We start from the raw sequence: 25,788 nt of genomic DNA, 5'->3' as shown, positions 1-25,788 counted from the left end.
GGAATATTGAGAAAGATTACAATCACATTGAAAGAAACATGAAATTTTAAAAAAAACTAGGTCAAAAACAAACCATTACATGGTATGATTAGTACATTGTTAGTTGTTAAATATAGGGGAATTCCCTTTTTATACATAATGCCTTCCATTTCATAAACGGAACGGACAAAAAAAGAGATATAACTAGGAGGCTTTTTTGCATGGATTCTATCCTGACGATCGTTATCATTGTAGTAAGCTCTATTCTAGTGCTGCTCATGATAGAGCTTGTGATAAGAAATCGTTCATATAAAGATATTGAAGCACTGGAGCAGTGGAAACAAGAGATAAAAGATAAACCTGTGGCAGATGAACTAAAACGGGTAAAAGATTTAAACATGACGGGTCAAACAGAAGAACTGTTTGGTAAATGGCGTGAAGAATGGGATGAAATTGTATCAACAACCCTTCCGAAAGCTGACAAAGATTTAGCGCAAGCGCGAAAATTCGCCTCGCAATTCTCCTTCCGAAAAGCAAAGCATGCGATGAACGAATCCATAAGTGGTTTAGATGACGCTGATAATCGTATTACTGACATTTTAAATGAATTACAGCAATTGTTAGAAAGCCATGAGAAAAATAGCTCGGAAATTGAAGGGTTACGTGATACATATCGTAGTATGAAAAAGAGTGTTCTTGCTCATAGACATATGTATGGAGCAGCAGAGCAGAAAATCGAAGAGATGCTAGACGCTGAATCTGAGAAATTTAAAACCTTTGAAGAAGCAACAAACAATGGCGACTATTTAAAAGCGAGAGAAATTGTTATTAGTTTGGAAGAAGGTTTAGCAGATTTAGAAATCATTATTCACCAAATTCCAGATTTATTGGTAGAGTGTCAAGCGACGTTACCAGTTCAGCTGGAAGATTTATTACACGGACATAATGATATGGTAAGACAAGGTTATGTATTAGATTATTTGGAAGTCCCTAAAGAAGTTCGCGATATGACGAAACAACTACAAACATGTTTAATGGATATACAGGAGCTTCATATAACAGAAGCGGCTGAAAAAGTAGAAAACTTAAAAACACGTTTAGATGGCTTCTACGATCAATTGGAACAAGAAGTACATGCGAGACATTATGTGGAGCAAAAAACACTTTCTGTTTACGATGACTTAGAAGAAATGCGTATCGAAACGATTGAAACGAAAACAGAAACACAACTTGTGAAACAAAGCTATCAGTTACAAGATAAAGACATTGAGTCTCAAAAAGTAATTGAAAAGCAAATGCACATTTTAACGAAACGTTTTGAAATGCTACAATTACGCGTTGCAGAACAAGATATTGCCTTCTCTATTATTCGTGAGGAACTAGAAGAGGTTTATGAGCAATGTGAAACGTTAAAAGTACTTCATGCAGAATATAAAGAAATGCTGCAAGCGATGCGCAAAGAAGAATTTGAAGCACGTGAGAAGTTACAAGAAATGCGAAATACTATTTTCGAAACGAAACGCTTTATGCAAAAGTCGAATTTGCCAGGTCTTCCAGAGAGTATTATGGAAGATTTAAAAAGAGGGCAAATGGCAATGCAAGCTGTATATGAACAATTAGAAGTGAAGCCGTTAAATATGAACGCTGTAAATAGCAGTTTAGAAGAAGCATACACAACTGTGAACGGTGTGGCTGAAATGACAGAAGAGTTAATTGGACAAGCATATTTAGTGGAAAAATTAATTCAGTACGGTAACCGTTACCGTAGTCATGATGAAAACCTAGCAGAAAGTTTAAATTATGCTGAGAAATTATTCCGTGAATACCAATACGATGCAGCTTTAGAACAAGCGGCTTCAGTATTAGAGCAACTTGAACCTGGCGTTGTTCAAAAAATAGCTGAATATGTAGACAATGAACAAACCCTTTCATAAAAGGGTTTGTTTTTTTGTGTAATTTTGCAGACGATGTTGCTATAATGAATAGCGGAATACAGCAAGGTTATTCGTTTCAAAATAAAGTGAAACTGTAATCAGTAGGAGGATTCATCCCCATTGATTACTAGCCTTCACCAATCGGGCATTTACGGACAGCCCGACTCCTACCTAACTTCTTTGCTCTAACTGGATTTTGAGGTGAGAGTCTTATTGCCCGTTCATGCGGGATAAAGTGAAACTGTAATAGGAGGGCATCCTCGACAATTATTAGCCTTCACCAATCGAGATAAAATGGAACCTTTGCGTAGTCTTAGCGTAATGACACGTATTTATGATATGATTATACGATGTGATAGCGCTGAAAGGGGAAGAACGATGATCTATTTTGATAATAGTGCGACGACGAAGCCATATCCAGAAGCTCTTCAATCGTACGTGACGGTTGCTGGGAAATATTTTGGTAATCCTTCTTCTATTCATTCGCTTGGAGGAGAGGCAGAGCGTCTATTAACACAATCAAGAACGATTGCAGCGCAGCTTCTTCGTGTTAAACCTTCTGAAATTATTTTTACATCAGGTGGAACGGAAGGGAATAACCTTGCGATTAAAGGGATAGCGATGAGGAATCGTTCGCGTGGCAAACATATCATTACAACAAATATTGAACACGCGTCTGTGTTTGAGGCATATAAGCAATTAGAAGAACTCGGGTTTGATGTAACATATTTACCGGTTAACGAGCATGGTGTTGTGTCGGTAGAAGATGTGAAACGAGCACTTCGTGAAGATACGATTCTTGTGTCAATTATTCATGTGAACAACGAAACTGGAGCAATTCAGCCCGTTGCTGAAATTGGAACGTTATTATCGAATCATCCGAAAATAAGATTCCATGTAGATCATGTACAAGGGATAGGGAAAGTACCGCTTGATTTATATGCGTCTCATATTGATCTTTGCTCAATATCTGGACATAAATTCCACAGTGTAAAAGGAACGGGTCTTCTTTATGTACGCGATGGCGTAAGATTAGATCCGATTTTATCAGGTGGTCAACAAGAGCTTAAGTATCGCTCTGGTACAGAAAATTTACCTGGCATTGTAGCGATGGTGAAAGCACTTCGTATGACAATGGAACAAGTGAAAGAAAAGGTAGCTCATTTGCAAAGTTTACAAGCAGAGCTTGTTCGTTTCTTTAAAGAGATGGAAGATGTAACGATTAACACGTCGCTTGCATATGCAGCACCGCACATTTTAAATGTATCATTTGTTGGTTTAAAACCAGAAGTAGTCGTTCATGCTTTAGAAGAACACGGTGTATATGTGTCAACGAAATCTGCTTGTTCTTCAAAAGCAAATGAAGTGAGCAGAGTGTTAGTGTCAATGGGAGTGCCGCATGCAGCAGCTGCAAGCGCTATTCGTATTAGTTTGGCACCAGAAAACACAATGGAAGAAGTAAAACAATTTGAAGGTATTGTAAAAGAGACGATGCCAAAATTATATGAAGTGATGAGGTAAAGAAATTATGTTGAAATATGAATATATTTTAGTGCGTTACGGAGAAATGACGACAAAAGGTAAGAACCGTTCTAAGTTTGTAAGCACATTAAAAGATAACGTGAAGTTCAAACTGAAAAAATTCCCAAATATTAAAATCGATGCAACACATGATCGTATGTACATCCAGTTAAATGGTGAAGATCATGAAGCAGTCTCTGAAAGATTGAAGGATGTATTTGGTATTCATAAGTTTAACTTAGCGATGAAAGTACCATCAGAATTAGAAGACATTAAAGAAGGTGCATTAGCAGCTTTCTTACAAGTAAAAGGTGATGTGAAAACATTTAAAATTACTGTACACCGTTCTTATAAGCATTTCCCAATGAGAACGATGGAATTATTACCTGAGATTGGCGGACACATTCTAGAAAATACAGAAGATATTACAGTAGATGTTCATAATCCAGATGTAAATGTACGCGTAGAGATCCGCAGTGGCTATAGCTATATCATGTGCGATGAGCGTATGGGAGCTGGCGGTTTACCAGTTGGCGTTGGCGGAAAAGTAATGGTACTTCTTTCTGGTGGTATTGATAGCCCAGTAGCAGCTTACTTAACGATGAAACGCGGCGTATCTGTGGAAGCAGTTCACTTCCATAGTCCACCTTTCACAAGTGAGCGTGCAAAACAAAAAGTAATCGATTTAGCACAAGAGTTAACGAAGTATTGTAAACGAGTAACGCTTCACCTTGTTCCGTTTACAGAAGTGCAAAAAACGATTAATAAAGAAATCCCATCTAGCTATTCAATGACGGTTATGCGCCGTATGATGATGCGTATTACAGAACGTATTGCTGAGGAGCGTAACGCACTTGCAATTACGACTGGTGAAAGTCTTGGACAAGTAGCAAGCCAAACGTTAGATAGTATGCATACGATTAACGAAGTAACAAACTACCCAGTTATTCGTCCGCTTATTACGATGGATAAATTAGAGATTATTAAAATCGCTGAAGAAATCGGCACGTATGATATTTCAATTCGTCCATATGAAGATTGCTGTACTGTATTTACACCAGCAAGCCCAGCGACGAAGCCGAAACGTGAAAAAGCAAATCGTTTTGAAGCGAAATACGATTTCACACCATTAATCGATGAAGCTGTAGCGAACAAAGAAACAATGGTATTACAAACGGTAGAAGTAGTGGCGGAAGAAGAAAAATTTGAAGAACTTTTCTAAAACCATAAATTACCATATCTAAAACGTGTATGAAGTCATGTTATTTATCACACTCTATACTCACAAGGAGGTGATATAACATGTCACGTAGCACAAATAAATTAGCGGTTCCTGGTGCTGAATCAGCATTAGACCAAATGAAATACGAAATCGCTCAAGAGTTTGGTGTTCAACTTGGAGCTGATGCAACAGCTCGCGCTAACGGTTCTGTTGGTGGTGAAATCACTAAACGTCTAGTTTCACTAGCTGAGCAACAATTAGGCGGTTACCAAAAATAATCCCATATGATGGCTTAGAAAGAGCGGGTTCTCCCGCTCTTTCTTTTTTTGTGTTGTGTCGCTATTTGTCGGTAAGTCGATGTAATTTCGTTTACTAATTCGACAGAACTGAAAAATTTGTCAAAAGAAGAGGGTTCAAAATTAACTGAAAATTCTTTATTATATAAAGGAGGCATAAAGAAAAGGGAGGATATTTTATGAAGCGAGAAGAATTGTTGGCGCCACCGTCTTATAATTTAGTTTCTGAAATAGAGAAATATACAGGTGATAAAGGGAAGTTAGCTTTAATTTGGCAAGATGATAAAGGGAATCGAAGGGAAGTTACATACGCTGAATTAATGCAAGGTGCGAATAAAATTGGAAACGCTTTTATAAAAAGTGGTTTGCAAAAAGGGGACAAGCTTCTCATTATGATGCCGCGTTTAATTGAAGCGTACATGACGTATATTGCTGCTATTAAAGCAGGATTTGTCGTAATTCCAAGCTCGGAAATGTTACGTAAAAAAGATATAGAATATCGAATTGGACATGGAGAAGTAAAAGCGATAGTAAGCTATGAGCCGTATATTAGGCAGTTTGATGATATAGAAGCGATGGAATCTCTTCGAAAATTTGTCCTGAGCGAGCAGTCAGTAGATGGATGGATTAATTTAAAAACAGCGTTAGAAACAGAGAGTGACATGTTAGAAATGGCGAAGACAGATAAAGAAGATATGGTCTTTTTATCTTACACGTCAGGAACGACAGGAAATCCAAAAGGTGTCGTTCATACACATGCGTGGGCATACGCTCATTTACGTACGAGCGCTCCAAATTGGCTCGGAATTGAAGAGAATGATATTGTATGGGCAACAGCTAGTCCAGGCTGGCAAAAGTGGATTTGGAGCCCGTTTTTAGCAACTTTAGGATCAGGGGCAACAGGGTTTGTATATCACGGTAAGTTTGAACCGAAAACGTACCTAAACTTATTAGACGATAATAAGGTGAATGTACTTTGTTGTACACCGACTGAGTATAGATTAATGGCAAAGGTAGAAGATTTAAGCCAGTACAATTTAGAGGCATTACATAGCGCTGTATCGGCAGGTGAGCCGTTAAATAGAGAAGTCATTGAAACGTTCAAAAAGCACTTTCATATTACAGTGAGAGACGGCTATGGGCAAACGGAAAATACATTACTTGTTGGTGTAATGAAAGGGATGGATATTAGACCAGGATCAATGGGGAAACCAACGCCAGGTAACCACGTCGATATCGTAAATGAGGAAGGTACTCCAGTTAAAGTAGGCGAAGTTGGTGATATTGCAGTTCACATTGAAACGCCGGCCCTCTTTAAACAATATTACAAAGACGATGAACGTACAGCGATGCAATTCCGCGGTGATTATTATATTACAGGTGATAAAGCGAAGAAAGATGAAGACGGCTACTTCTGGTTTGAAGGGCGCGGCGATGATATCATTATTAGCTCTGGTTATACAATCGGGCCGTTTGAAGTAGAGGATGCACTTGTAAAACATCCTTATGTAAGAGAATGTGCAGTTGTCGCAAGTCCTGATGAAATTCGTGGAAGTGTCGTGAAGGCATTTATCGTATTAAGAGAGAATATAGAAAAGAACGAAGAAACATTAATTCCAACACTCCAACAACACGTTAAAGAACTCACTGCACCATATAAATACCCTCGCAAAATTGAATTTGTAGATGAACTACCAAAAACGATTTCTGGAAAAATTCGCCGTATTGAACTTAGAAAACAAGAGATGGAGATTCCGTCAAAATAATTTTGAAAACAGTGAAGTAAATAGTTGAATGAAATGTAAAACAATGATAAAATAAAAACGAACACAAGTTCGATTTTATAAATTTAAAAAAGAGGTGTCCGTATGATTTTAGGTATTAATCCGTACTTAGTTTTAGATGGTAGTGGGCAAGAAGCTGTACAGTTTTATAAAGAGGCTTTAGATGCAAAAGTAGAAGTTATGCAAACTTTTGGTGACATGCCTGAAAATCCAGAATACCCGATTCCAGCTGAAGCGAAAGAGCGCGTTTTACACGCTACTTTAAAAATTGGTAATACGGATCTTATGATTTCTGATACATTCCCAGGTCAAGGGCATGCAATCGGATCTCAAGTAACAATCGCAATTCAAATTAGTAATGCAGAAAAAGCAAAAGAAGTATTCGATAAGTTACAAGAAGGTGGAGAAGTTATCATGCCACTTCAAGAAACATTCTGGAGCCCAGCATACGGACAAGTAAAAGATAAATTTAATATTGAATGGCAAGTTACAACGTCTACTACTGAACAAAAGTAATTTTTAGAAAAGCACCATGTTTTGAAATGGTGCTTTTTTTTATACAATAAAAAATAAAGGAGATGGGATATATGGGAGAAATTTGGTATGGCGGCACCATTTACACAATGAGAGAAGAAAATGAAAAAGTGGACGCTGTTTACATTGAAAACGGTACGATCGTTGATGTTGGAAGTAAAGAAGAGTTAGAAAACCAATATGCCGCGGTTACATTGTACGATTTAAAAGGCAAAACAATGATCCCAGGTCTCGTTGATAGTCATATGCATCTTATTGGGCATGGAGAGAGATTACTCCGTCTAGATTTATCAAATTGTACATCTTATGGCGAAGTGCTTACTCTTGTTCAGAAGCGAGTGGAAGAAGCTCCAAAGGGCTCTTGGATTATTGGAGAAGGATGGAATGAAAATAACTTTACAGATACGAAAGATGTTCACGCGCGTGATTTAGATGAAATTTCGAAAGAACATCCCATTTTATTAAAGAGAGTTTGTCGTCACGTTACATGGGTGAATGCATACATACTGCAAGAAGCGAATATAACAGCAGCGACAGAAGATCCAAAAGGCGGGAAAATTGGTAGGGATTCATCAAATAAGTTAACAGGGCTTTTATATGAACAAGGGCAAGAATTAATTAAACATGTTCAGCCAGAAATTGATGAAGCTTATTTACAAAGAGCTCTGCAAACAGCGATTAAAGATTGCTGGAAATACGGACTTGTTGGCGGGCATACGGAAGATTTAAATTATTATGGTGGTTTTAGAAAAACATATAATGCGTTTTCTCACGTTATAAAAGAAATGCCATTTAAAGCCCATTTGCTCGTTCACCATGAAGTAGCACATGAACGAAAAGAATATGAAAATGAACATTATATTGAATTTGGAGCAATGAAAATTTTCTCTGACGGTTCTTTTGGCGGAAGAACAGCATTATTAAGTGAACCGTATGAAGATGCGAAGGAAACAAATGGAGTTGCGATTTTCTCACGTGAAGAACTTGCGGAATTAGTAAAGAAAGCACGAGATTTACATATGCCAGTTGCGATTCATACTATCGGTGACTTATCGCTTGAATATGTCATTGATGCACTCGAATTATATCCACCAGCAGAAGGGTTACGTGACCGCATTATTCATTGTCAGCTTGCTCGTGAAGAGTTGATAGAAAGAATGAAAAACTTGCAAGCCATTATCGATATACAGCCAGTCTTTCTTTCATCAGATTTTCCGTCAGTCATTGAAAAACTAGGCGAGCACCGTCTTCGTTATGCGTACGCTTGGAAGACGTTACTGGAAGCAGGATTACACTGCAACGGTGGCTCAGATGCTCCCATTGAACAAGTAAATCCGTTTCTAGGCATATATAGCGCTGTTACACGTAGAAGTTTTATTGACGGTGTATGCTATATGCCTGAGGAGAGATTAATGGTATATGAGGCTGTTTCTTTATTTACAACAGGAAGTGCCTATGCAATTGGAAAAGAAGCGAAGCGAGGGCAAATTACAAAAGGATATGAAGCAGACTTTACAATATTAGACCGCAATATTTTTGAAATTGAGGCAGAAGAAATAAAAGAAGTACAAGCAGAAATGACCGTAATAGATGGCCAAGTTGTCTATAGAAAAGATGCGTAAAAATATATGAGCGGTTTTCGGAATATATCGAATTACAGACAAAAACTGACAAGGATAACGGCCGGATAGTAAGAGAGTATTGTTCGCGTCAATCGGGGTAAATAAATAACCGCAGAATTATGGAATTCCATAATTCTGCGGTTATTTTAATCTTATAAAAACGTTCTCTGTACTTTTTCCCAGAAAGAATTGTTTTTTAATTTAACTGTTTTAATTTGTTTATCGCTTAAGCGTACAACAGCTTTTTCCACTTGTTTAATGCTAAGCGCTTCGTTATCCATGCCGATAACAGGATAATCGTTACCGTCTGGTCTTAGTTTTAAAGTTAATGTACGTTCGTGATTTAAAATGAAAGGTGAACCGAGCGTACGGTAAGTGTTGTTGTTTAAAGATGCTAGTTCGCTTACTTGGAAACATGGGATAAGCGGGTCAACAACTGCACCATGCAATGATTTATTGTAAGCAGTACTTCCTGTTGGGGTAGAAACTACTAAACCGTCCCCTCTAAATGTTTCGAAATATAAATCATCAACATGAACATCTACAACGAATGTTTTAATAATGCTAGAACGTAATGAGAACTCATTTAAACAATGGAAAGATGTACTGTGATCTACATCTACCTGAATTGTTGGATATTTTCGCACTTCAATTTCATTTTTTGTAATTTCTTGAAGGGCTGTATCAACGTGATCAATATGGAAATCGCAGTAGAACGAAATTTCATCTTTCGTAGAAATCCCTGCATATAAGCAATCTTCCCTAAAACCAGTTTTACGAACGGCTTGTAAGAAGGTTGCATCATCTCCAACACTGACGATAGCGTTTGCATTTTTTGGATGATCTAATATGGTAAATCCATTCTCTTCTAAAATACGATAGATTGGTTTCATTTTTTCAACGAGCGTTGCTTTGTCATCACCATAAAAGAAAAATAAATTGCGACGATCTGCCATTATGTATCCCTCCACTGCAGTTAAATTTTCTGTTTTTCGTGCTACATATCATTAGAGTCCGTTCCCTGATGATATGTTCAAATAATATATTTCGATATAAATTGTCAAAATACCTTTTTATTTTTAGAAAAATTTTTATATTCAATCTTATAGAACTCTGTTTAACGATGAATAAACTTGTCGATAATGGGTACGGAGTGAAAGGATGATACGTATGAAGTGGCTCGTAATTGGAATAATAATTCTTCTTCTTTTTATTTTGTTTATACTATTGTCGAAAATAAAGCTTAAGGTGACATTTTTATATTCAGAAATGGAAAAGCAATGTTTGCTTCAAGTGAAAATATGGATGATTCGATATACATTTGATGTGTTGGAAAGAATTGAAAAACAGCAGAAAAAGACAGGACAGAAAATCGAAAAAGCTGAAGAGGACGGCGGACTCGATAATAAAATTATGGCGCAACTTGACAGCATTGGTGAACTGATAAAAAAGCTTCAAGAAGTTCATACTATTGTTAAAGATTTTCTCAAACGAGTGAAAATCAATGGTTGGAAATGGCATACACAAATTGGAGCAGGCGATGCAGCTAGTACTGGAATTGTCACTGGATATGCATGGGGGACAAAAGGTATGGCTGCTGGAGTTGTCGGACAATATATGCATATTGTCGACGTACCAGAATTTGAAATTACCCCAGTTTTTCAAGGGAAAGGATTTGCATCAAGATGCGAGTTAACAGCATCTTTTCGTATATTCCGCGCTATAAAAACTGGCGTCAAATTACTCGTATTTATGAGAAGACAAAGATCTGGTATGACAGAAAAATCTGTTCAAGCATAGGGGGGATATAGAATGGACCATCCAATTCAAGGTTTAATGACAACAGCAATGCAGCATTTAAAACAAATGACTGATGTAAATACAATTGTTGGTGACCCAATTAAAGCGGCAGATGGAAGCGTAATTCTTACAGTTTCGAAAGTAAGTTTCGGATTTGCTGCTGGTGGAAGTGAATTTGGTAAAGTAGAACATTCAGGCCGTCATCCATTTGGCGGGGGAAGTGGTGGAGGAGTTTCTATTAATCCTGTTGCCTTTCTTGTTATAAATGGAGATGGTGTGAAAGTATTGCACTTAGATAAACAAACACACGTCATCGATAAAATAATTGAATTAGCGCCACAAGCTGTTGATAAAGTGAAAGAAATGATGGATAAACGAAAAGAAGATGATCCTGAATTTCAAATTTAACGAATAAAGAAGCTAATCAATAGGTTAGCTTCTTTAATTTTTTTGTAAATAAAGCGATTTTATTTGCATTATCGATAGGGACAAACTATCATTTACATTGTACATATTTTGTTTAAATAAGGGAGGATTTTCAAGTGGCAAACGTAACTTTTAAAGGTAATCCAATGACTTTAGTTGGAACAGAAGTTAAAGTTGGCGATCAAGCGCCAAACTTCCAAGTATTAGCAAACGACTTATCTCCAGTAAGTTTAGAAACATACAAAGGCGAAGTGAAATTAATTAGTGTTGTACCTTCAATCGACACAGGTGTGTGTGATGCACAAACACGTCGTTTTAACCAAGATGCAGCAGGTATTGAAAACGCGAAAGTATTAACAATTAGCGCTGATTTACCATTCGCTCAAAAACGCTGGTGTGCAGCAAACGGTTTAGAAAATGTTGTTACACTTTCTGACCACCGCGACCTTTCATTCGGTGAAGCTTATGGCTTAGTAATGAAAGAGCTTCGTTTACTTGCTCGTGCAGTATTCGTAGTAGATAGCAATGACAAAGTAGTTTACGCAGAATACGTAAGCGAAGGTACAAGCCATCCAAACTATGAAGAAGCATTAGAAGCAGCTAAATCTGCGAAGTAATGTGAAGAGAATGACCTCTTATAAAGAGGTCGTTTTTTCTCATATATTGCTCTGTAACAGCATCGATATATGAGAAAAAACGTTATATCATATATAACTAAAGGGGAGCTCTTTACAGGAGGTCGCTTTTTCTTTTTGGAAAAAATCACTTTGTGGTATGATATAAGTTATGTGTAAAAGAGAGAAGGAGGAATGTACGTGAGTCAGACAGTAGAAACATTATTTTCTATTTTTGATTCTTCTGCGGTAGTTTTACGTAAAGAATTAGATGTAACATATTTAGAGGCGCTTGTAGAAACAGGTGATAACTTGTTTGAGGGAGCGATTTTACAAGAGGAATTATCCGAATCAGCAATTGAAAGGCTGAATCGTGAATATAGTACGTTTAATGAAGAAACATATAAAGGTGAAGAAATTCGTAAAGCATTTCAGTTAGCCATCTTAAAAGGAATGAAAGAAGGCGTACAAGCGAATCATGAAATGACGCCTGATGCAGTTGGAATGTTCATGAGTTACTTATTCCATAAATTTATGCAAGGTCAAAACGAGATCACAGTTTTAGATCCTGCAATTGGAACAGGTAATTTAATGACTACAGTGTTTAATAGCGCCAAAGAAGGACTAACAATGAGTGGATTTGGTGTAGAAGTGGATGAAGTGCTAATTAAACTTGCTTTAGTAAATGCAAATTTACAAAAGCATGCAATCGAATTCTTCCATCAAGATGGACTAGCACCACTTTATATCGATCCAGTTGATGCAGTCGTTTCAGACTTACCGGTTGGTTATTATCCAAACGAAATCGGTGCAAGTGAATATAAATTAAAAGCAGATGAAGGAATGTCGTATGCCCATCACTTATTTATTGAACAAAGTGTGAAACATACGAAAGAGGGCGGTTACTTATTCTTCTTAGTACCAAACTTCATTTTTGAAAGTGACCAGGCACCAAAATTACATGCATTTATTAAAGAAACATGCTTTATTCAAGGGTTATTACAGCTTCCTGTTTCCATGTTTAAAAACGAGAAAAATGCAAAAAGTATATTTGTTCTCCAAAAGAAAGGCGCTAATGTAACAATGCCAAAACAGGCATTATTAGTGGAGTTGCCTAAATTCTCTAACATGAAGGCGATGGAAGACATTATGGATCAATTAAATACTTGGTTTGCAACACATAAATAAAGCTGGGTATATGTAACAGCATTAGTGATTCATGTAGTACAGTTTTATATAATATGTCATATTTTTAAATATATACAAGATTTAACTGAATTTTTTTGAAATCTGTAATATATATTTTTTCTTGGTGTTACAATTTTTTCACTTGAAATATATGTCGGACGATGTTTAAATTAAAATCGTGAGTATAAAATTTGCTAATGATGAAACGTTTTCATATTTGGTGAATTTGATCAGATAAAATCGAGCGGTTTGTGGAAACATCCACACAACTACCAAGAGAAAAAGGGGCGAAAGACTAGATGTCAAAAATCATCGCGATTAACGCAGGAAGCTCTTCCTTAAAATTCCAATTATTTGAAATGCCAAGTGAAACAGTATTAACAAAAGGTTTAGTAGAACGTATCGGTTTAGAAGATAGTATCTTCACTATTACTGTAGATGGCGAAAAACAAAAAGAAATTACAAACATTCCAGATCACGCAGTAGCAGTTAATATGCTTCTTAAAAAGTTAACTGAAAACGGAATCGTTAAATCTCTAGATGAGATTGGCGGTATCGGTCACCGTGTTGTTCACGGCGGCGAAAAATTTGCTGACTCTGTTTTAATTACTGATGAAGTATTAGCTGATATCGAAGAATTAAGCGATTTAGCACCACTTCATAACCCAGCAAACGTTGTTGGTATTAAAGCATTCCAAGAAGTATTACCAAACGTACCAGCAGTAGCAGTATTCGATACAGCATTCCACCAAACAATGCCGGAATCTGCATTCCTATACAGCTTACCATATGAGTACTATGAAAAATTCGGCATCCGTAAATACGGTTTCCACGGAACTTCTCATAAATATGTAACTGAGCGTGCGGCTGAATTATTAGGTCGTCCAATCGAAAGCTTAAGCTTACTTTCTTGTCACTTAGGTAACGGTGCAAGTATCGCAGCAGTAGAAGGCGGTAAATCTATCGATACTTCTATGGGCTTCACACCACTTGCTGGTGTAACAATGGGTACACGTTCTGGTAACCTTGACCCTGCGTTAATTCCATACATCATGGAAAAAACAGGCCAAACAGTAGAAGAAGTAGTTAACGTATTAAACAAGAAGAGTGGTATGTTAGGTCTTACTGGTTACTCTAGTGACCTACGTGACATCATTGCGAAAGAAGAAGAAGGCGACCACCGTGCGAAAGTAGCACTTGATGTATTCGTAAGCCGTATCCACAAATACATCGGTTCTTACACTGCTCGTATGAAAGGTGTAGACGCAATCATCTTCACAGCTGGTGTAGGTGAAAACAGTGCGATTATTCGTGAGCGTGTATTAGAAGGCCTTGAGTACATGGGCGTATACTTCGATGCAAAACGTAATAACGTATTCGGTGAAGAAGCATTCATCAGCTTCCCACACTCTCCAGTAAAAATTATCGTAATTCCAACTGACGAAGAAGTTATGATTGCTCGTGACGTACTACGTCTTGGAGATATTGGTTAATATATGAAAAGAAAGACGAGATCCTATAGGATTTCGTCTTTTTTCTTTTGGATGTATTTTAAAACTCCATCTGGATATAATATTTTTTCTTTCTGAATGAATGCCGTAATAGGAATCCATTTCGCATACGCTACTGTTTCTTCATCTTGTATATTTAATATTTTCATTTCATATAGTGACGTGTCTAATAAACGCAAAGAATATAGTTGAATGATTTCATGACCAATGTCTCCATCGAGATGAAAGACATTTTCTAAACACCCTAAATAATTGGTGATTTCTATCTCCGTATGAAGCTCTTCTTTAAACTCCCGAATAACAGTATGTGCTGATTTTTCACCAAGTTCAATTGAACCGCCAAGAGGACGATAATATATTTCGCCTTCTGTATAATATTCTTGTACGAGAAGGCGATCTTGATGTACAGCAAGACCGAAAGCTTTTGCACGTGGATACATATAGAATCACTCCTTATTTGTTTTGTATAAGGACGATTATAATGTATGGTGTGATAAAAGTATCGTGTATTTAAGTGTGCGGTCTAACTGTAATTCCATCAAATAAGTCTTTCCAAAATGCTTCATTGTATTGGTATACATCCATAATAGGACATTTCATAACGCAAATACGTTGTAATCCCCAATCTTCTTGGGTGATAGTTGGTATATCGGCAGGAATTAGTAACAGGACAGAGAATGTATGTGTAACGATTTGAGATAAAATTTGTTCTAGGGAACATGCTTCTTCATATGTTCCTCCAGTTCGAATAAATAATATGGATTCTGCCGTTTCAATTGTAGCTAGAAAACGATTAATACGATGTTCATAGTTTAACTTAATTTCTGTATAAGAAGGCCAAGAAGTGGGTGTGTTTACATCTGTTTTAAAGTCATGACAGGAGTCAATTTCATAAAGGTTGTCCCTTAATCTTAATTTTGCATCATCATCCCAAAATGAGATGAAGGATAAATTTTCGAAATTTAAAAAGCGGTCAAATCGATTTTGTAATAATACATTCACTTTTTCTAATGAGGGGCTTAGCATAAAATCAATAACGCCAAAAAATGGTGATAATTCTAATTGATATAATGCCCAAGCAGGCCAGCAGTTTTGTCCTAAGCTGAATACCGCATTATATTCTTTTTTTATATCGGATAGATTCATGTGATTTATCTCATCCTTTTTGTTAATATTTTATGCCATTCAAAAATGGTATGTGAATAGAGATAGACAAGCATATTTGCAAAGAATAAGCAGAAATATGTTACAATAGAAAAAAATCGAACGAGGTGGTTGTTACGATGCGATCGAAGCGAGAACAAGCCATTTTAGACAATATAAAAGAATGGGAAGCGCAATTAGTTGAGCAAGAAGCGACCGATTTTCAAAAAGTGTTTGATAAATGGTTACATACTACAGTTGCGAAATTACCTGAGAACAAGCGAAAAGAATTCTTCACGAAAGCAGATGGATGGCTCTTTCATTTGCATGCATTTATTCAAAGTTCACAAGCACAGTTAGATGCACGTAATCGGATTTTAGGAACATCAAGGTTATTTGATGAATCGATTGAACAGCTTGAAGATTTGAAAGCATTATCTATTGATCAATTAACATACATAGCAGAGCAGCAAACAGCACGTCATCGTCTATATTCATTTGTACAAGGCGGGGCAACAGGTGCTGGAGGTTTATTATTATTAACGGCGGATTTTCCGGTTATGATCGCGTTAAATGTGAAGGCAGTCCAACTTATTGCAACATCATTTGGACATGATGTGAACAAGCCGTATGAAATGATGCTTGCGTTAAAGGTGTTTCATGCGTCATTACTACCAGGAAGACTTCAGCAATATGCATGGTACAATTTATTGCAAGAGCTGGAGCAAGAAGATTCGTTCTTTTACGAAGGAGACGAAGCAGTGCTACAAACAGCTTCTACTGAGGTTGTGTTAAAACAAATTTTGAAGACATTTTCGATTTATGCTCTTCGTCGTAAATTATTCCAAGGTATACCGGTAATTGGAATGGCAATTGGATCTACAGTGAATTATCGTTTAACAAGAAACGTTACTGAATTTGCAAATAGATTTTATCAAGTGCGCCATATAGTCGAGAAAGAAAAAAGAGCATAAAAAAAGCGAGAGGCCGAAGCCTTTCGCTTTTTTAATTCGTTGCATGTTTTTTGGACATTGGAACAGATACTGGCTGCTTTTCTGCTGTTTTTTCTGTTTTTGGATAATAAATTAAATCCAATGTTTTTGCTTGTACGGCAATCGAAAGAATAGTAAAAGCAATTTCTGTCCAATTTAAATAATATAATGAAAGCGCAAGAACAATCGCGTCAAAGACGAAGAAAATTTGCCCAATTGTAAAACGAGTTCGTTTACTTAATACAATTGTTAAAATATCGTCTCCACCGGTTGCACCGCCAAATCGTAATATAAAACCGAGTCCAATACCAGCTAACGCACCGCCAACTACTGCAGCTATAAATAAGTTATTTGATAAATCTACCGTAAATGGAGAATAATTTTCCATAAAGGAATAAAATACTCCGAATGAAATTGAACCTAGGAATGAATAACCAACCATTTTTCTACCTAAAAATGAAGCGCACAGTAAAATAATTGGGATATCCATTAATACAGTTGAAATAGATGGTGAAATATCATAAAAGTTTTGAATGAATAGTGCAATTCCTACAAATCCACCTTCTGTTAAGTGGTTTTGGAAGTGAATGTGATATAGCGCTGCTGCTAAAATAAATGAACCGATTAAAACCATAAAAATTTCTTTAATAATTTGCCGACTTTGGATGTTCCTCATCGTTATTCCTTCTTTCCGTAGTTAGTAGTCCTTTTTGTGTGTAAACTAACTACGAGCTCACATGTAGCTTTCAGTTAGTTTACGAAAAAACTAACTACGCTATATGTCGCTGAAGAAATAACGAATAATCCTCTCGTCCATCAATTCTCCCTACCTTCGTTTTAGTTTAAGTCTTAAAACGACTAAACAAAACGTGGAGTAGGATTCGTCATTTAGCAATCCTGCTCTTCTTTGTTTTGTTTAGTTAGTAACAATTAAGTCCTAAACAAAACGCTATGTGTAAGAAGAGTCTTTTTTTTGCCAAATTATCCTTCGGGCAATCATAATTTCCCCACTCTCGTATTTTTTTCGCTAGACTAAAGTATCTGAGCTGAAAAATACGCTACGTGTATGATTCGTCAATACGATGCCACATGCTCCTTCGAGCGATCATGATATCAAAATCCCTTCCTTCAAGATTTATACTATTATATCATACTTTTAAAAAATGTATGCGGATGGAAACCGACAATAAACGGAGGGAATCTACAAAAAATGTTATGTTTAAATATTTTTGTAGAAAAGCCTAAGTTATTTCGGAGGATTGGACAGTTTATAACGGTTTGTCCAATAAGTAAGAAAAAAAGGGTTTTATTCCGTTGTGTTCTTTTCATCACTTTTATCTTTAAAAAACGCATCCCAACTAATCACACTTAAAAAAGTTAAAGTGATAATAACGAAAGCACGCATAATTTTTAAACCTCCTTTTGTACATAGTATATGAATCATTCGATTCAGAATGTGTCATTTTTTTACAAGTCTTAACTATTATGAGAGTATATTAATATAGATAGATGAAGGGGAGAGTGAAGGTATGCTAAAAGACATGTTCAAAAGAAAAGAATTAATATGCATTTCATGTCAGAAAAAAATTCAATATGAAGAAGAGCTTGTTGCTTTTGTAAAGTTGCCGAAAGAAAGAAGTATATTAGTTGGTCCATTCGATGTATGTTTGGCGAAAACAGCACAAGAAATATATTGTAAATCATGTTATGACAAAAAAAGCATGACCCAAAGTTATTGAGGGGCATGCTTTTTTCATTGGTGTGCTTTCCCCTCAGATACATTTTGAGTGAGTCGATACCAAAGCCAAAGGTCATTAATGATGGAAGCGAGATCGGCAATTTCTGAATTTAGTTTACAAGAAACTTCGAAGTCTTCTTCGTTATTTAAATAATGTTGTTTTGTATTAATATAGTGCTCAAGTTCTTTTATACGATCAGGAATTTTCCCGCGAACTTGTTCCCATTTTAGTAAAATAGCATGTTGCATTTTTTCGGGGATTTCTTCCCAGTCTTCTTGTAAATGTGGAATTTCAATTCCTAGATGTTCATCGTATAAGAAATACTTTTCCATAAGTTCACCCCCGTTTTCCTGCTTATATTGTACATAAAAACAGAAAGAAGTTCGACGAAATTGTTTGAAAAAATTTGAAAATGACTCTTGATACATTTTGTGAAAGGTGGTAAAGTGTGGATTATTATAAAAGAAAATGAATATTTATTCTTTAGGGGGATGCAAAATGGAGAAGAAAAAAGTTGTATTAGCATATTCCGGAGGTCTTGATACTTCCGTTGCAATTAAATGGTTACAAGAGAAGAATTATGATATTATCGCGCTTTGTTTAGACTTAGGGGAAGGTAAAGACTTAGCATTTGTAAAAGAAAAGGCACTTTCAGTAGGTGCAATTAAATCATATATGATTGATGTTCAAGAAGAATTTGCAAACGAATATGCATTGATGGCGATGCAAGCACACACATTATACGAAGGGAAATACCCTCTTGTCTCTGCATTATCTCGTCCGCTTATTGCGAAGAAATTAGTAGAAATCGCAGAACAAGAAGGCGCAACTGCAGTTGCACACGGATGTACAGGGAAAGGAAATGATCAAGTTCGTTTTGAAGTTTCTATTCAAGCATTAAATCCTTACTTAGAAGTGATTGCACCTGTACGTGAATGGAAGTGGTCACGTGAAGAAGAAATTGCATATGCAAAAGAAAACGATGTACCAATTCCGATTAATTTAGATAGCCCGTTTTCAATCGATCAAAACTTATGGGGACGCAGCAACGAATGTGGAATTTTAGAAGATCCATGGGCAGCGCCGCCAGAAGATGCATATGAGATGACATTGGCATTAGAAGATACACCGAATAAACCAGAGTTTGTAGAAATCGGATTTGAAGCAGGCGTACCGACTACTTTAAATGGCACTGCATATTCACTTGCAGAATTAATTAAAACGTTAAATGCGCTTGCTGGAAAACACGGCGTTGGACGTATTGATCACGTAGAAAATCGTCTTGTCGGTATTAAATCTCGTGAAGTATACGAATGCCCAGCAGCAATGACGTTAATCACTGCGCATAAAGAGTTGGAAGATTTAACACACGTAAAAGAAGTAGCACATTTTAAACCAGTGATTGAACAGAAAATAACAGAACTTATTTATAATGGTTTATGGTTCTCACCTTTAAAACAAGCGCTTCATGCATTTTTACAAGAAACGCAAAAGAATGTAACAGGTACAGTGCGTGTGAAATTATTTAAAGGTCATGCGATTGTAGAAGGACGTAAATCTGAATACTCTTTATACGATGAAAAATTAGCAACATATACTGCTCAAGATGAATTTAATCATGATGCAGCAGTTGGATTCATTTCATTATTCGGTTTACCGACGAAAGTATACAGCCAAGTGAATCAAAAGAAGGTGGAAGCGTGAGCAAACTTTGGGGCGGACGTTTTACAGAAGAAGCGGAAGCATGGGTTGAAGAGTTCGGAGCATCCATCTCCTTCGATCAACAATTAGTAAATCAAGATATAAAAGGAAGTATTGCGCACGTCACGATGCTAGCAAAGCAGGGCATCGTGACGAAAGAAGAAGCAGAGAAAATAAAGATAGGTCTTCAATATTTATTGAAAGAAGCAAAAGAGAATAAGCTACAATTTTCAGTAGAAGCAGAAGATATTCATTTAAACATCGAAAAAATGTTAATTGAACAAATTGGCGAAGTAGGAGGAAAACTTCACACTGGCCGAAGTCGTAATGATCAAGTAGCGACAGATATGCATTTGTATTTAAAAGAAAAGGTAGAACATATTATAAAAGCTACAAAACAATTGCAAACTGTTCTTGTTCAACAAGCAGAAAATAATATTGAAACCATTATGCCGGGCTATACGCACTTGCAGCGTGCCCAGCCGATTTCATTTGCTCATCATATTCTCGCTTACTTTTGGATGTTAGAGCGTGATGTGAATCGTTATGAAGATTCGTTAAAACGTATTAACATTTCGCCATTAGGAGCAGGAGCGTTAGCTGGAACGACATTCCCCATTGACCGAGAGTATAGTGCGGAGCTTCTTGGATTTAATGGAATCTATGAAAATAGTTTAGATGCAGTAAGCGATCGTGATTTCATACTGGAGTTCCTAAGTAACTCCTCTATGCTTATGATGCACTTATCACGCTTTTGCGAAGAACTTATTTTATGGAGTAGCCAAGAGTTTCAATTTATTGAAATGAGCGATCAATATGCAACGGGAAGCAGCATTATGCCGCAAAAGAAAAACCCGGATATGGCGGAACTAATCCGTGGTAAAACAGGCAGAGTATACGGTAATTTATTCAGTTTACTCACAGTAATGAAAGGATTACCGCTCGCTTACAATAAAGACTTACAAGAAGATAAAGAAGGAATGTTTGATACAGTTAAAACAGTAGAAGGATGCCTTCATATTATGGCGGGCATGCTTGAAACGATGACTGTAAACAAAGAAAAAATGGGGCAAGCTGTGACGCAAGATTTCTCCAACGCAACAGAAATTGCTGACTATTTAGCGAACAAAGGACTACCATTCCGTCAAGCTCATGAAATTGTTGGAAAGTTAGTGCTATATTGCACACAAAAAGGAATTTATTTATTAGATGTCTCTCTTGAAACATATAAAGAAATGAGCTCCTTATTTGAAGAAGATTTGTATGAAGTGCTGTCACCATATGCAGCTGTAAAGCGTCGTAACAGTGCTGGCGGGACTGGGTTTGAACAAATCAAAAACGCTTTGGAGAAGGCGAAGGGGTTAACGAAAGAAGTTATTAAGAATTGAGTTGGGAAGTACGCCAGTCTAGTAAAGTCTGGCGTACTTTATTTTTTACTAGCATTTAAGTTACAATGTAGTAAAAAATAACAATTTAGGGGAAGTCTATGAAAAAAATAGTGTTGATCATTGTACTGTTAATTAGCTTAATTGCAAATGCTAAAGTGTTTCTTTTGGACAAATATATGTATGTTGGTGAAAAAGAAAAGCGAGAAGAAGCGGTTATCGCAACGATGTGGCATTTACAAGATAAAGGATATAAAGAAAGTGATATTTTATATATAAAACCGGCCTTTTATAGCAAAATGGATTCTTATGGTATGAATGTACAGTTTAAAGATGAACCAAATGAATCATATACATATAGAGTTTTAAAAGATGCGAAAACAAATAAACTAACTGTACACCAAGATAGCAATGAGTCTGGTGGTATGGGCGGGAAACATCAAGAGCTTAAATAAAGAAAGAAAACGACTGATGGCATTCGCCTGCAGTCGTTTTCTTTTAATCATACTTATGTCGATCTTCCGTAATTCGAATATACTCAATATCCATCAAATCACGAAGTAATGCACCATTACTTAGTTCAACGCCGTGCTTCTCTTTAAAATGAGTGCGAATCGTATCTAGCATTTCAATTTCTTTGCCGTTCACATCTAAAATAATGCGTTCAGAATCATCCATATAGCATCCTCCTTTTTTACACATATATATTTTGTCCGTCTATTTCTAAAAAATGTATGTTAACGTAATGTTAGGAAATAAGAAAGGGATGGAAAATGAGACGTATTTATTTTATAGGGCTAATTTTGTACACATTCATTGTATTACATGTTGCATTCCCAAATATCTTTTCATTTGAGGATTTAGAAACAGTACACGTTGCGATATTTATTTTTGCTCTATTTGTAGTAGATTGCTTTATTTCTATATGGCTTTCGAAAAGAAAAGATATACAAGGCAAAAAAGAAATGGAACGGAAAAAGAGAAAACGTTCCTTTTGGATGATGACATACTGTTTGTCTTTAGTGCTTACTGCTGCTTTTTTTAGTGAACATATTCCATTAGAAAGAGTAAATATTGGATTTGGAGCATTCGTATTCGCATACTATTTTTTTATGCACTTTCTTCCTTATATGAAAGAAAAGCGAGGAGAAGAGGAAAATCCGCTTGTAGAAGAAGAGAAAGAACAAGAGCATAAGAGAATAGAAGCGGATATAAAGAAACTTGGAGAACAAAAGTGGTATTTAAAATCAAAAATCATATACGTTCTTTGCTTTATTACGCCGCCAATTGGTTATTTGTATGTTTTCTTATTTCGTAAAAAAATGACAGAAGGTGCAAGGCGAACGTACTTAACGGTTGCGACGATTATGATGGCATTATGGTCTTTGAAGTTTCTTCCGCCTTATGTGTTGGCAATTACCGTTGTTGTCGTAGCATGTCTTTTGTTTATAGTGAAGTTTATAAAATGAAAAACACCAAGCCTATGTGGACTTGGTGTTTTATCTATAAATTAAAGCTCACCTTGCTCTTCATCACCACGAACAACAAGGACATCGCATTTCGCATAGCGAATAATATGTTCAGAGACGCTACCAATTAGGAAACGCTCAACAGCATTTAAACCAGTCGCACCACACATAATTAAATCTACTTTATGGTTTGGAGCGATTTCTTTTGAAATTTTTGATTTAGGATTACCGAATTCTAATACAGTTTCAATTTTTTCAAGACCAGCTTCAAGCGCAGTTTTTTTGTAGTCTTCTAATAGGTCTTCTGCAAATAGATTTGCACGTTCCGCAATTGCACGGCTATAAGCTTCTACTGCTGAGTATGCTTTTACATCAACGATATGAGCAATTGTTAATGTTGCATTGTTGCGCTTTGCGACTTGAATTGCTTTTTTAAAGGCTTTTTCTGCTTCTTTAGAACCATCCACCGCGATTAAAATATTTGTATATGTATTATTCATAGTAAATTCCTCCCAATCTGTTTTATAACTGTTTACAACTTAATTATAAAACAAATTTTGGTAACGTGCTTGCCAGAAACGTTACAGAATTTTGAAAACTCTGTTTCAATTCATTTTAGTTGTAATTGGAGCGAGAACTTGTTACATATGAAGTATAGCAATTTAAAAGGGGGCAGTTTTGTGAGACATGCGCTCATTACAGCCGGTACGAAAGGTTTAGGAAAGCAAGTAACAGAAAAGTTATTGGCTAAAGGCTATTCAGTAACAGTAACGTACCATAGCGATATCACGGCTATGGAAACGATGAAAGAAACATATAAAGATGTGGAAGAGCGTCTACAATTCGTGCAAGCGGATGTCACGAAAAAGGAAGATTTACATAAAATAGTAGAAGAAGCGATGAGCCGTTTTGGCAAAATTGACTTTTTAATTAATAATGCTGGTCCATATGTATTTGAACGAAAAAAGTTAGTTGATTATGAAGAAGATGAATGGAATGAAATGATTCAGGGAAATTTAACAGCGGTATTTCATTTATTAAAACTTGTCGTTCCGGTCATGAGAAAACAGAACTTTGGCCGTATTATTAATTACGGATTTCAAGGGGCGGATAGTGCACCGGGATGGATTTATCGTTCAGCTTTTGCCGCAGCGAAAGTAGGACTTGTTTCATTAACGAAAACAGTTGCTTATGAAGAAGCGGAGTATGGTATCACTGCGAACATGGTATGTCCTGGTGATATTATTGGCGATATGAAAGAGGCAACTATTCAAGAAGCACGTCAGCTGAAAGAGCATAACACACCGATTGGTAGATCTGGAACAGGTGAAGATATTGCAAGAACCATTTCGTTTTTATGTGAGGACGATTCCGATATGATTACCGGTACAATTATTGAAGTGACTGGTGCAGTGGATGTTATTCATAGACATCGATAGAATAAAATAAGATGAAGTTTCGAATAATTGGACAGTTTATCCATTGTGCTGAGAGGTGCGGATAATACTGTCCTTTAATATAAAATTAAATCTATCGGAAAACTCGTGTTATTTTTTTGTCAAATATTGAGATATTATGTTAAAATATAAGAGCGTAGAAAGCGCTTTAAAAAATGATTCAGGGGTCATTTCATAACTCAAGGGGGAACTAATCATGCGTATCGGTATTCCAACAGAAATTAAAAACAATGAAAACCGTGTGGCAATGACGCCAGCGGGAGCAGTACATTTAGTACAAAATGGTCACGAAGTTTTTGTTCAAAAAGGAGCAGGTTTAGGATCTGGCTTTACAGATGAAGAATACGTACAAGCTGGTGCGAAACTTGTAGAAACTGCTGAAGAAGCATGGAATCAAGATATGGTTATGAAGGTAAAAGAGCCAGTAGCAAGTGAATACGGCTATTTCCGTGAAGGCTTAATCTTATTCACATACTTACACTTAGCTCCAGAACCAGAATTAACGAAAGCATTAATCGATAACAAAGTTGCATCAATCGCATACGAAACAGTACAATTAGACAATCGTTCTTTACCATTACTTGCACCTATGAGTGAAGTGGCTGGTCGTATGTCTGCACAAATCGGTGCACAATTCCTTGAGAAAAACAAAGGCGGTAAAGGTATTTTACTTGCAGGCGTTCCAGGGGTAAAACGCGGCAAAGTAACAATCATTGGCGGTGGTCAAGCTGGTACAAACGCAGCTAAGATTGCAGTAGGTTTAGGTGCAGATGTAACAATCATTGACTTAAGTGCAGAACGTCTTCGTCAATTAGATGATATTTTCGGTAACCAAGTAAAAACATTAATGTCTAATCCATACAACATTGCAGAAGCTGTTAAAGAATCTGACCTTGTTATTGGAGCAGTATTAATTCCGGGTGCAAAAGCGCCAAAACTTGTAACTGAAGAAATGATTCAATCAATGGAACCAGGTTCTGTCGTTGTAGATATCGCGATTGACCAAGGTGGTATTTTTGAAACAACTGATCGTATTACAACTCATGACAACCCAACTTACGAAAAACATGGCGTTGTTCATTATGCAGTTGCTAATATGCCAGGTGCAGTTCCACGTACGTCAACTCTTGCGTTAACAAACGTAACAGTACCATATGCAGTACAAATTGCTAACAAGGGCTACAAAGAAGCTTGCTTAGGCAACACTGCATTATTAAAAGGTATTAACACATTAGATGGTTATGTAACATTCGAAGCAGTTGCGGAAGCTCACGGCTTACAATACGCTGATGCAAAAGAGCTTCTTGAAAAAGCTCCTGCTTTATCATAATAGAAATACATTTGAGACCTTCCTTTTCGTGAGGAGGGTCTTTTTTATATGGAGAAATAACATGTGAATAATTGTTATTTATTGGTGTAAATCGATTTTTATTATGATAATTTAGAATTATATAATAAAAAGAGGGGATTC

General features: G+C 36.4%; 27 protein-coding genes. 20 read left to right on the top strand and 7 right to left on the bottom strand.

Translation table 11 applies throughout. The features are described from left to right. The first annotated feature begins 200 nt into the window (after positions 1 to 200). The 7 genes from ezrA to ACUL40_RS15470 all read left to right on the top strand — a co-directional run bounded on the left by ezrA (position 201) and on the right by ACUL40_RS15470 (position 8,892). A complete protein-coding gene (gene ezrA, locus ACUL40_RS15500; protein WP_000377303.1) occupies positions 201 to 1,913 on the top strand; it encodes a septation ring formation regulator EzrA in 1,713 nt (570 codons plus the stop codon). A gap of 378 nt (positions 1,914 to 2,291) precedes the next feature. Then, complete coding sequence (locus tag ACUL40_RS15495) at positions 2,292 to 3,434, top strand: cysteine desulfurase family protein (protein WP_000638992.1); 1,143 nt, start codon at positions 2,292 to 2,294, stop codon at positions 3,432 to 3,434. A gap of 7 nt (positions 3,435 to 3,441) precedes the next feature. Further along, a complete protein-coding gene (gene thiI, locus ACUL40_RS15490) occupies positions 3,442 to 4,656 on the top strand; it encodes a tRNA uracil 4-sulfurtransferase ThiI (RefSeq protein ID WP_000922337.1) in 1,215 nt (404 codons plus the stop codon). A gap of 80 nt (positions 4,657 to 4,736) precedes the next feature. After that, on the top strand, positions 4,737 to 4,934 hold the full coding sequence (locus tag ACUL40_RS15485) for an alpha/beta-type small acid-soluble spore protein (RefSeq protein WP_000091640.1): 198 nt from the start codon (positions 4,737 to 4,739) through the stop codon (positions 4,932 to 4,934). 197 nt (positions 4,935 to 5,131) lie between these two features. Next, positions 5,132 to 6,718: an acyl-CoA synthetase MbcS gene (gene mbcS, locus ACUL40_RS15480; protein WP_000817767.1), complete on the top strand. Its 1,587-nt coding sequence runs from the start codon at positions 5,132 to 5,134 to the stop codon at positions 6,716 to 6,718. Positions 6,719 to 6,820: 102 nt separating this feature from the next. Continuing rightward, positions 6,821 to 7,252 (top strand): VOC family protein, encoded by a 432-nt coding sequence (locus ACUL40_RS15475; RefSeq protein ID WP_000600348.1) that lies wholly within the window; start codon positions 6,821 to 6,823, stop codon positions 7,250 to 7,252. Between the two features lie 71 nt (positions 7,253 to 7,323). After that, positions 7,324 to 8,892, top strand: a complete 1,569-nt coding sequence (locus tag ACUL40_RS15470; RefSeq protein WP_000503978.1) for an amidohydrolase — start codon at positions 7,324 to 7,326, stop codon at positions 8,890 to 8,892. Positions 8,893 to 9,044: 152 nt separating this feature from the next. Here ACUL40_RS15470 and ACUL40_RS15465 read toward each other — a convergent pair whose 3' ends face one another. Next, the gene (locus ACUL40_RS15465; RefSeq protein WP_000785180.1) at positions 9,045 to 9,848 is read right to left on the bottom strand and encodes an NAD kinase; all 804 of its coding nucleotides are present in this window, start codon (positions 9,846 to 9,848) and stop codon (positions 9,045 to 9,047) included. 205 nt (positions 9,849 to 10,053) lie between these two features. On the opposite strand from ACUL40_RS15465, the gene ACUL40_RS15460 reads away from it, so the two are divergent. The 5 genes from ACUL40_RS15460 (at position 10,054) to ackA (ending at position 14,413) form a co-directional block, all read left to right on the top strand. Next, a complete protein-coding gene (locus tag ACUL40_RS15460) occupies positions 10,054 to 10,692 on the top strand; it encodes a DUF2953 domain-containing protein (protein WP_002164419.1) in 639 nt (212 codons plus the stop codon). A 12-nt stretch (positions 10,693 to 10,704) separates the two neighbouring features. Further along, on the top strand, positions 10,705 to 11,100 hold the full coding sequence (gene ytfJ, locus ACUL40_RS15455) for a GerW family sporulation protein (protein ID WP_000350003.1): 396 nt from the start codon (positions 10,705 to 10,707) through the stop codon (positions 11,098 to 11,100). Positions 11,101 to 11,234: 134 nt separating this feature from the next. Beyond that, the gene (gene tpx / locus ACUL40_RS15450) at positions 11,235 to 11,735 is read left to right on the top strand and encodes a thiol peroxidase (protein ID WP_000024526.1); all 501 of its coding nucleotides are present in this window, start codon (positions 11,235 to 11,237) and stop codon (positions 11,733 to 11,735) included. Positions 11,736 to 11,933: 198 nt separating this feature from the next. Then, positions 11,934 to 12,920 carry a class I SAM-dependent methyltransferase gene (locus tag ACUL40_RS15445; protein ID WP_000084367.1) on the top strand — a complete coding sequence of 329 codons (987 nt, stop codon included), beginning with the start codon at positions 11,934 to 11,936 and terminating at the stop codon, positions 12,918 to 12,920. A 299-nt stretch (positions 12,921 to 13,219) separates the two neighbouring features. After that, entirely contained in the window at positions 13,220 to 14,413 is a 1,194-nt protein-coding gene (gene ackA, locus ACUL40_RS15440) for an acetate kinase (protein WP_000034575.1), read from the top strand. 23 nt (positions 14,414 to 14,436) lie between these two features. Here the strand turns inward: ackA and ACUL40_RS15435 are convergent, their stop codons facing one another. Both ACUL40_RS15435 and ACUL40_RS15430 read right to left on the bottom strand, forming a co-directional pair. Further along, positions 14,437 to 14,871, bottom strand: a complete 435-nt coding sequence (locus tag ACUL40_RS15435; RefSeq protein ID WP_000283500.1) for an NUDIX hydrolase — start codon at positions 14,869 to 14,871, stop codon at positions 14,437 to 14,439. 70 nt (positions 14,872 to 14,941) lie between these two features. Next, positions 14,942 to 15,577, bottom strand: a complete 636-nt coding sequence (locus tag ACUL40_RS15430) for a DUF1796 family putative cysteine peptidase (protein WP_001053729.1) — start codon at positions 15,575 to 15,577, stop codon at positions 14,942 to 14,944. Between the two features lie 137 nt (positions 15,578 to 15,714). Here ACUL40_RS15430 and ACUL40_RS15425 point away from each other — a divergent pair, with 137 nt between their 5' ends. Further along, positions 15,715 to 16,548 (top strand): EcsC family protein, encoded by an 834-nt coding sequence (locus tag ACUL40_RS15425; protein ID WP_322367787.1) that lies wholly within the window; start codon positions 15,715 to 15,717, stop codon positions 16,546 to 16,548. 31 nt (positions 16,549 to 16,579) lie between these two features. Here ACUL40_RS15425 and ACUL40_RS15420 read toward each other — a convergent pair whose 3' ends face one another. Beyond that, positions 16,580 to 17,242, bottom strand: coding sequence for a YitT family protein (locus ACUL40_RS15420; RefSeq protein WP_001244515.1), 663 nt, complete (start codon positions 17,240 to 17,242; stop codon positions 16,580 to 16,582). Between the two features lie 853 nt (positions 17,243 to 18,095). On the opposite strand from ACUL40_RS15420, the gene ACUL40_RS15415 reads away from it, so the two are divergent. Beyond that, positions 18,096 to 18,305 carry a hypothetical protein gene (locus ACUL40_RS15415; RefSeq protein WP_000910274.1) on the top strand — a complete coding sequence of 70 codons (210 nt, stop codon included), beginning with the start codon at positions 18,096 to 18,098 and terminating at the stop codon, positions 18,303 to 18,305. A 14-nt stretch (positions 18,306 to 18,319) separates the two neighbouring features. Here the strand turns inward: ACUL40_RS15415 and ACUL40_RS15410 are convergent, their stop codons facing one another. Beyond that, positions 18,320 to 18,637 (bottom strand): hypothetical protein, encoded by a 318-nt coding sequence (locus ACUL40_RS15410; RefSeq protein WP_000417218.1) that lies wholly within the window; start codon positions 18,635 to 18,637, stop codon positions 18,320 to 18,322. A 166-nt stretch (positions 18,638 to 18,803) separates the two neighbouring features. Here ACUL40_RS15410 and ACUL40_RS15405 point away from each other — a divergent pair, with 166 nt between their 5' ends. The 3 genes from ACUL40_RS15405 (at position 18,804) to ACUL40_RS15395 (ending at position 21,846) form a co-directional block, all read left to right on the top strand. Then, positions 18,804 to 20,009, top strand: coding sequence for an argininosuccinate synthase (locus ACUL40_RS15405; RefSeq protein WP_000412315.1), 1,206 nt, complete (start codon positions 18,804 to 18,806; stop codon positions 20,007 to 20,009). Continuing rightward, positions 20,006 to 21,394: an argininosuccinate lyase gene (argH, locus tag ACUL40_RS15400; RefSeq protein ID WP_000041246.1), complete on the top strand. Its 1,389-nt coding sequence runs from the start codon at positions 20,006 to 20,008 to the stop codon at positions 21,392 to 21,394. Before ACUL40_RS15405 ends, argH begins: the two co-directional genes overlap by 4 nt. A 98-nt stretch (positions 21,395 to 21,492) precedes the next feature. Next, positions 21,493 to 21,846, top strand: a complete 354-nt coding sequence (locus tag ACUL40_RS15395) for a DUF3139 domain-containing protein (RefSeq protein ID WP_000725032.1) — start codon at positions 21,493 to 21,495, stop codon at positions 21,844 to 21,846. A gap of 43 nt (positions 21,847 to 21,889) precedes the next feature. On the opposite strand, the gene ACUL40_RS15390 is transcribed toward ACUL40_RS15395, so the two are convergent. Next, the gene (locus ACUL40_RS15390; RefSeq protein ID WP_000342760.1) at positions 21,890 to 22,069 is read right to left on the bottom strand and encodes a hypothetical protein; all 180 of its coding nucleotides are present in this window, start codon (positions 22,067 to 22,069) and stop codon (positions 21,890 to 21,892) included. Positions 22,070 to 22,164: 95 nt separating this feature from the next. Here ACUL40_RS15390 and ACUL40_RS15385 point away from each other — a divergent pair, with 95 nt between their 5' ends. Next, positions 22,165 to 22,860 (top strand): hypothetical protein, encoded by a 696-nt coding sequence (locus ACUL40_RS15385; protein ID WP_100651132.1) that lies wholly within the window; start codon positions 22,165 to 22,167, stop codon positions 22,858 to 22,860. Between the two features lie 41 nt (positions 22,861 to 22,901). Here the strand turns inward: ACUL40_RS15385 and ACUL40_RS15380 are convergent, their stop codons facing one another. Beyond that, entirely contained in the window at positions 22,902 to 23,360 is a 459-nt protein-coding gene (locus tag ACUL40_RS15380; RefSeq protein WP_001066673.1) for a universal stress protein, read from the bottom strand. 147 nt (positions 23,361 to 23,507) lie between these two features. Here ACUL40_RS15380 and ACUL40_RS15375 point away from each other — a divergent pair, with 147 nt between their 5' ends. Both ACUL40_RS15375 and ald read left to right on the top strand, forming a co-directional pair. After that, a complete protein-coding gene (locus ACUL40_RS15375; RefSeq protein ID WP_002024902.1) occupies positions 23,508 to 24,299 on the top strand; it encodes an SDR family oxidoreductase in 792 nt (263 codons plus the stop codon). A 214-nt stretch (positions 24,300 to 24,513) separates the two neighbouring features. Continuing rightward, on the top strand, positions 24,514 to 25,647 hold the full coding sequence (gene ald, locus ACUL40_RS15370) for an alanine dehydrogenase (RefSeq protein WP_001219403.1): 1,134 nt from the start codon (positions 24,514 to 24,516) through the stop codon (positions 25,645 to 25,647). The last annotated feature ends 141 nt before the right edge of the window (positions 25,648 to 25,788 follow it).

The organism is Bacillus sp. KNSH39 (assembly GCF_052656585.1).
This window is presented reverse-complemented; position numbering and strand designations above follow the sequence as displayed.

Bases quoted from the DNA above. Each gene is read 5' to 3' on its own strand.
- ACUL40_RS15485 (WP_000091640.1), top strand. From the start codon at position 4,737: ATGTCACGTAGCACAAATAAATTAGCGGTTCCTGGTGCTGAATCAGCA.
- ACUL40_RS15425 (WP_322367787.1), top strand. From the start codon at position 15,715: ATGCGATCGAAGCGAGAACAAGCCATTTTAGACAATATAAAAGAATGG.
- ACUL40_RS15385 (WP_100651132.1), top strand. From the start codon at position 22,165: ATGAGACGTATTTATTTTATAGGGCTAATTTTGTACACATTCATTGTA.
- ezrA (WP_000377303.1), top strand. From the start codon at position 201: ATGGATTCTATCCTGACGATCGTTATCATTGTAGTAAGCTCTATTCTA.
- ACUL40_RS15380 (WP_001066673.1), bottom strand. From the start codon at position 23,360: ATGAATAATACATATACAAATATTTTAATCGCGGTGGATGGTTCTAAA.
- ACUL40_RS15405 (WP_000412315.1), top strand. From the start codon at position 18,804: ATGGAGAAGAAAAAAGTTGTATTAGCATATTCCGGAGGTCTTGATACT.
- ACUL40_RS15390 (WP_000342760.1), bottom strand. From the start codon at position 22,069: ATGGATGATTCTGAACGCATTATTTTAGATGTGAACGGCAAAGAAATT.
- ACUL40_RS15430 (WP_001053729.1), bottom strand. From the start codon at position 15,577: ATGAATCTATCCGATATAAAAAAAGAATATAATGCGGTATTCAGCTTA.
- ACUL40_RS15470 (WP_000503978.1), top strand. From the start codon at position 7,324: ATGGGAGAAATTTGGTATGGCGGCACCATTTACACAATGAGAGAAGAA.
- ytfJ (WP_000350003.1), top strand. From the start codon at position 10,705: ATGGACCATCCAATTCAAGGTTTAATGACAACAGCAATGCAGCATTTA.
- ald (WP_001219403.1), top strand. From the start codon at position 24,514: ATGCGTATCGGTATTCCAACAGAAATTAAAAACAATGAAAACCGTGTG.
- ACUL40_RS15420 (WP_001244515.1), bottom strand. From the start codon at position 17,242: ATGAGGAACATCCAAAGTCGGCAAATTATTAAAGAAATTTTTATGGTT.
- ACUL40_RS15460 (WP_002164419.1), top strand. From the start codon at position 10,054: ATGATACGTATGAAGTGGCTCGTAATTGGAATAATAATTCTTCTTCTT.
- ACUL40_RS15495 (WP_000638992.1), top strand. From the start codon at position 2,292: ATGATCTATTTTGATAATAGTGCGACGACGAAGCCATATCCAGAAGCT.
- ACUL40_RS15435 (WP_000283500.1), bottom strand. From the start codon at position 14,871: ATGTATCCACGTGCAAAAGCTTTCGGTCTTGCTGTACATCAAGATCGC.
- thiI (WP_000922337.1), top strand. From the start codon at position 3,442: ATGTTGAAATATGAATATATTTTAGTGCGTTACGGAGAAATGACGACA.
- ackA (WP_000034575.1), top strand. From the start codon at position 13,220: ATGTCAAAAATCATCGCGATTAACGCAGGAAGCTCTTCCTTAAAATTC.
- ACUL40_RS15465 (WP_000785180.1), bottom strand. From the start codon at position 9,848: ATGGCAGATCGTCGCAATTTATTTTTCTTTTATGGTGATGACAAAGCA.
- ACUL40_RS15375 (WP_002024902.1), top strand. From the start codon at position 23,508: ATGAAGTATAGCAATTTAAAAGGGGGCAGTTTTGTGAGACATGCGCTC.
- ACUL40_RS15415 (WP_000910274.1), top strand. From the start codon at position 18,096: ATGCTAAAAGACATGTTCAAAAGAAAAGAATTAATATGCATTTCATGT.
- ACUL40_RS15395 (WP_000725032.1), top strand. From the start codon at position 21,493: ATGAAAAAAATAGTGTTGATCATTGTACTGTTAATTAGCTTAATTGCA.
- ACUL40_RS15475 (WP_000600348.1), top strand. From the start codon at position 6,821: ATGATTTTAGGTATTAATCCGTACTTAGTTTTAGATGGTAGTGGGCAA.
- mbcS (WP_000817767.1), top strand. From the start codon at position 5,132: ATGAAGCGAGAAGAATTGTTGGCGCCACCGTCTTATAATTTAGTTTCT.
- ACUL40_RS15410 (WP_000417218.1), bottom strand. From the start codon at position 18,637: ATGGAAAAGTATTTCTTATACGATGAACATCTAGGAATTGAAATTCCA.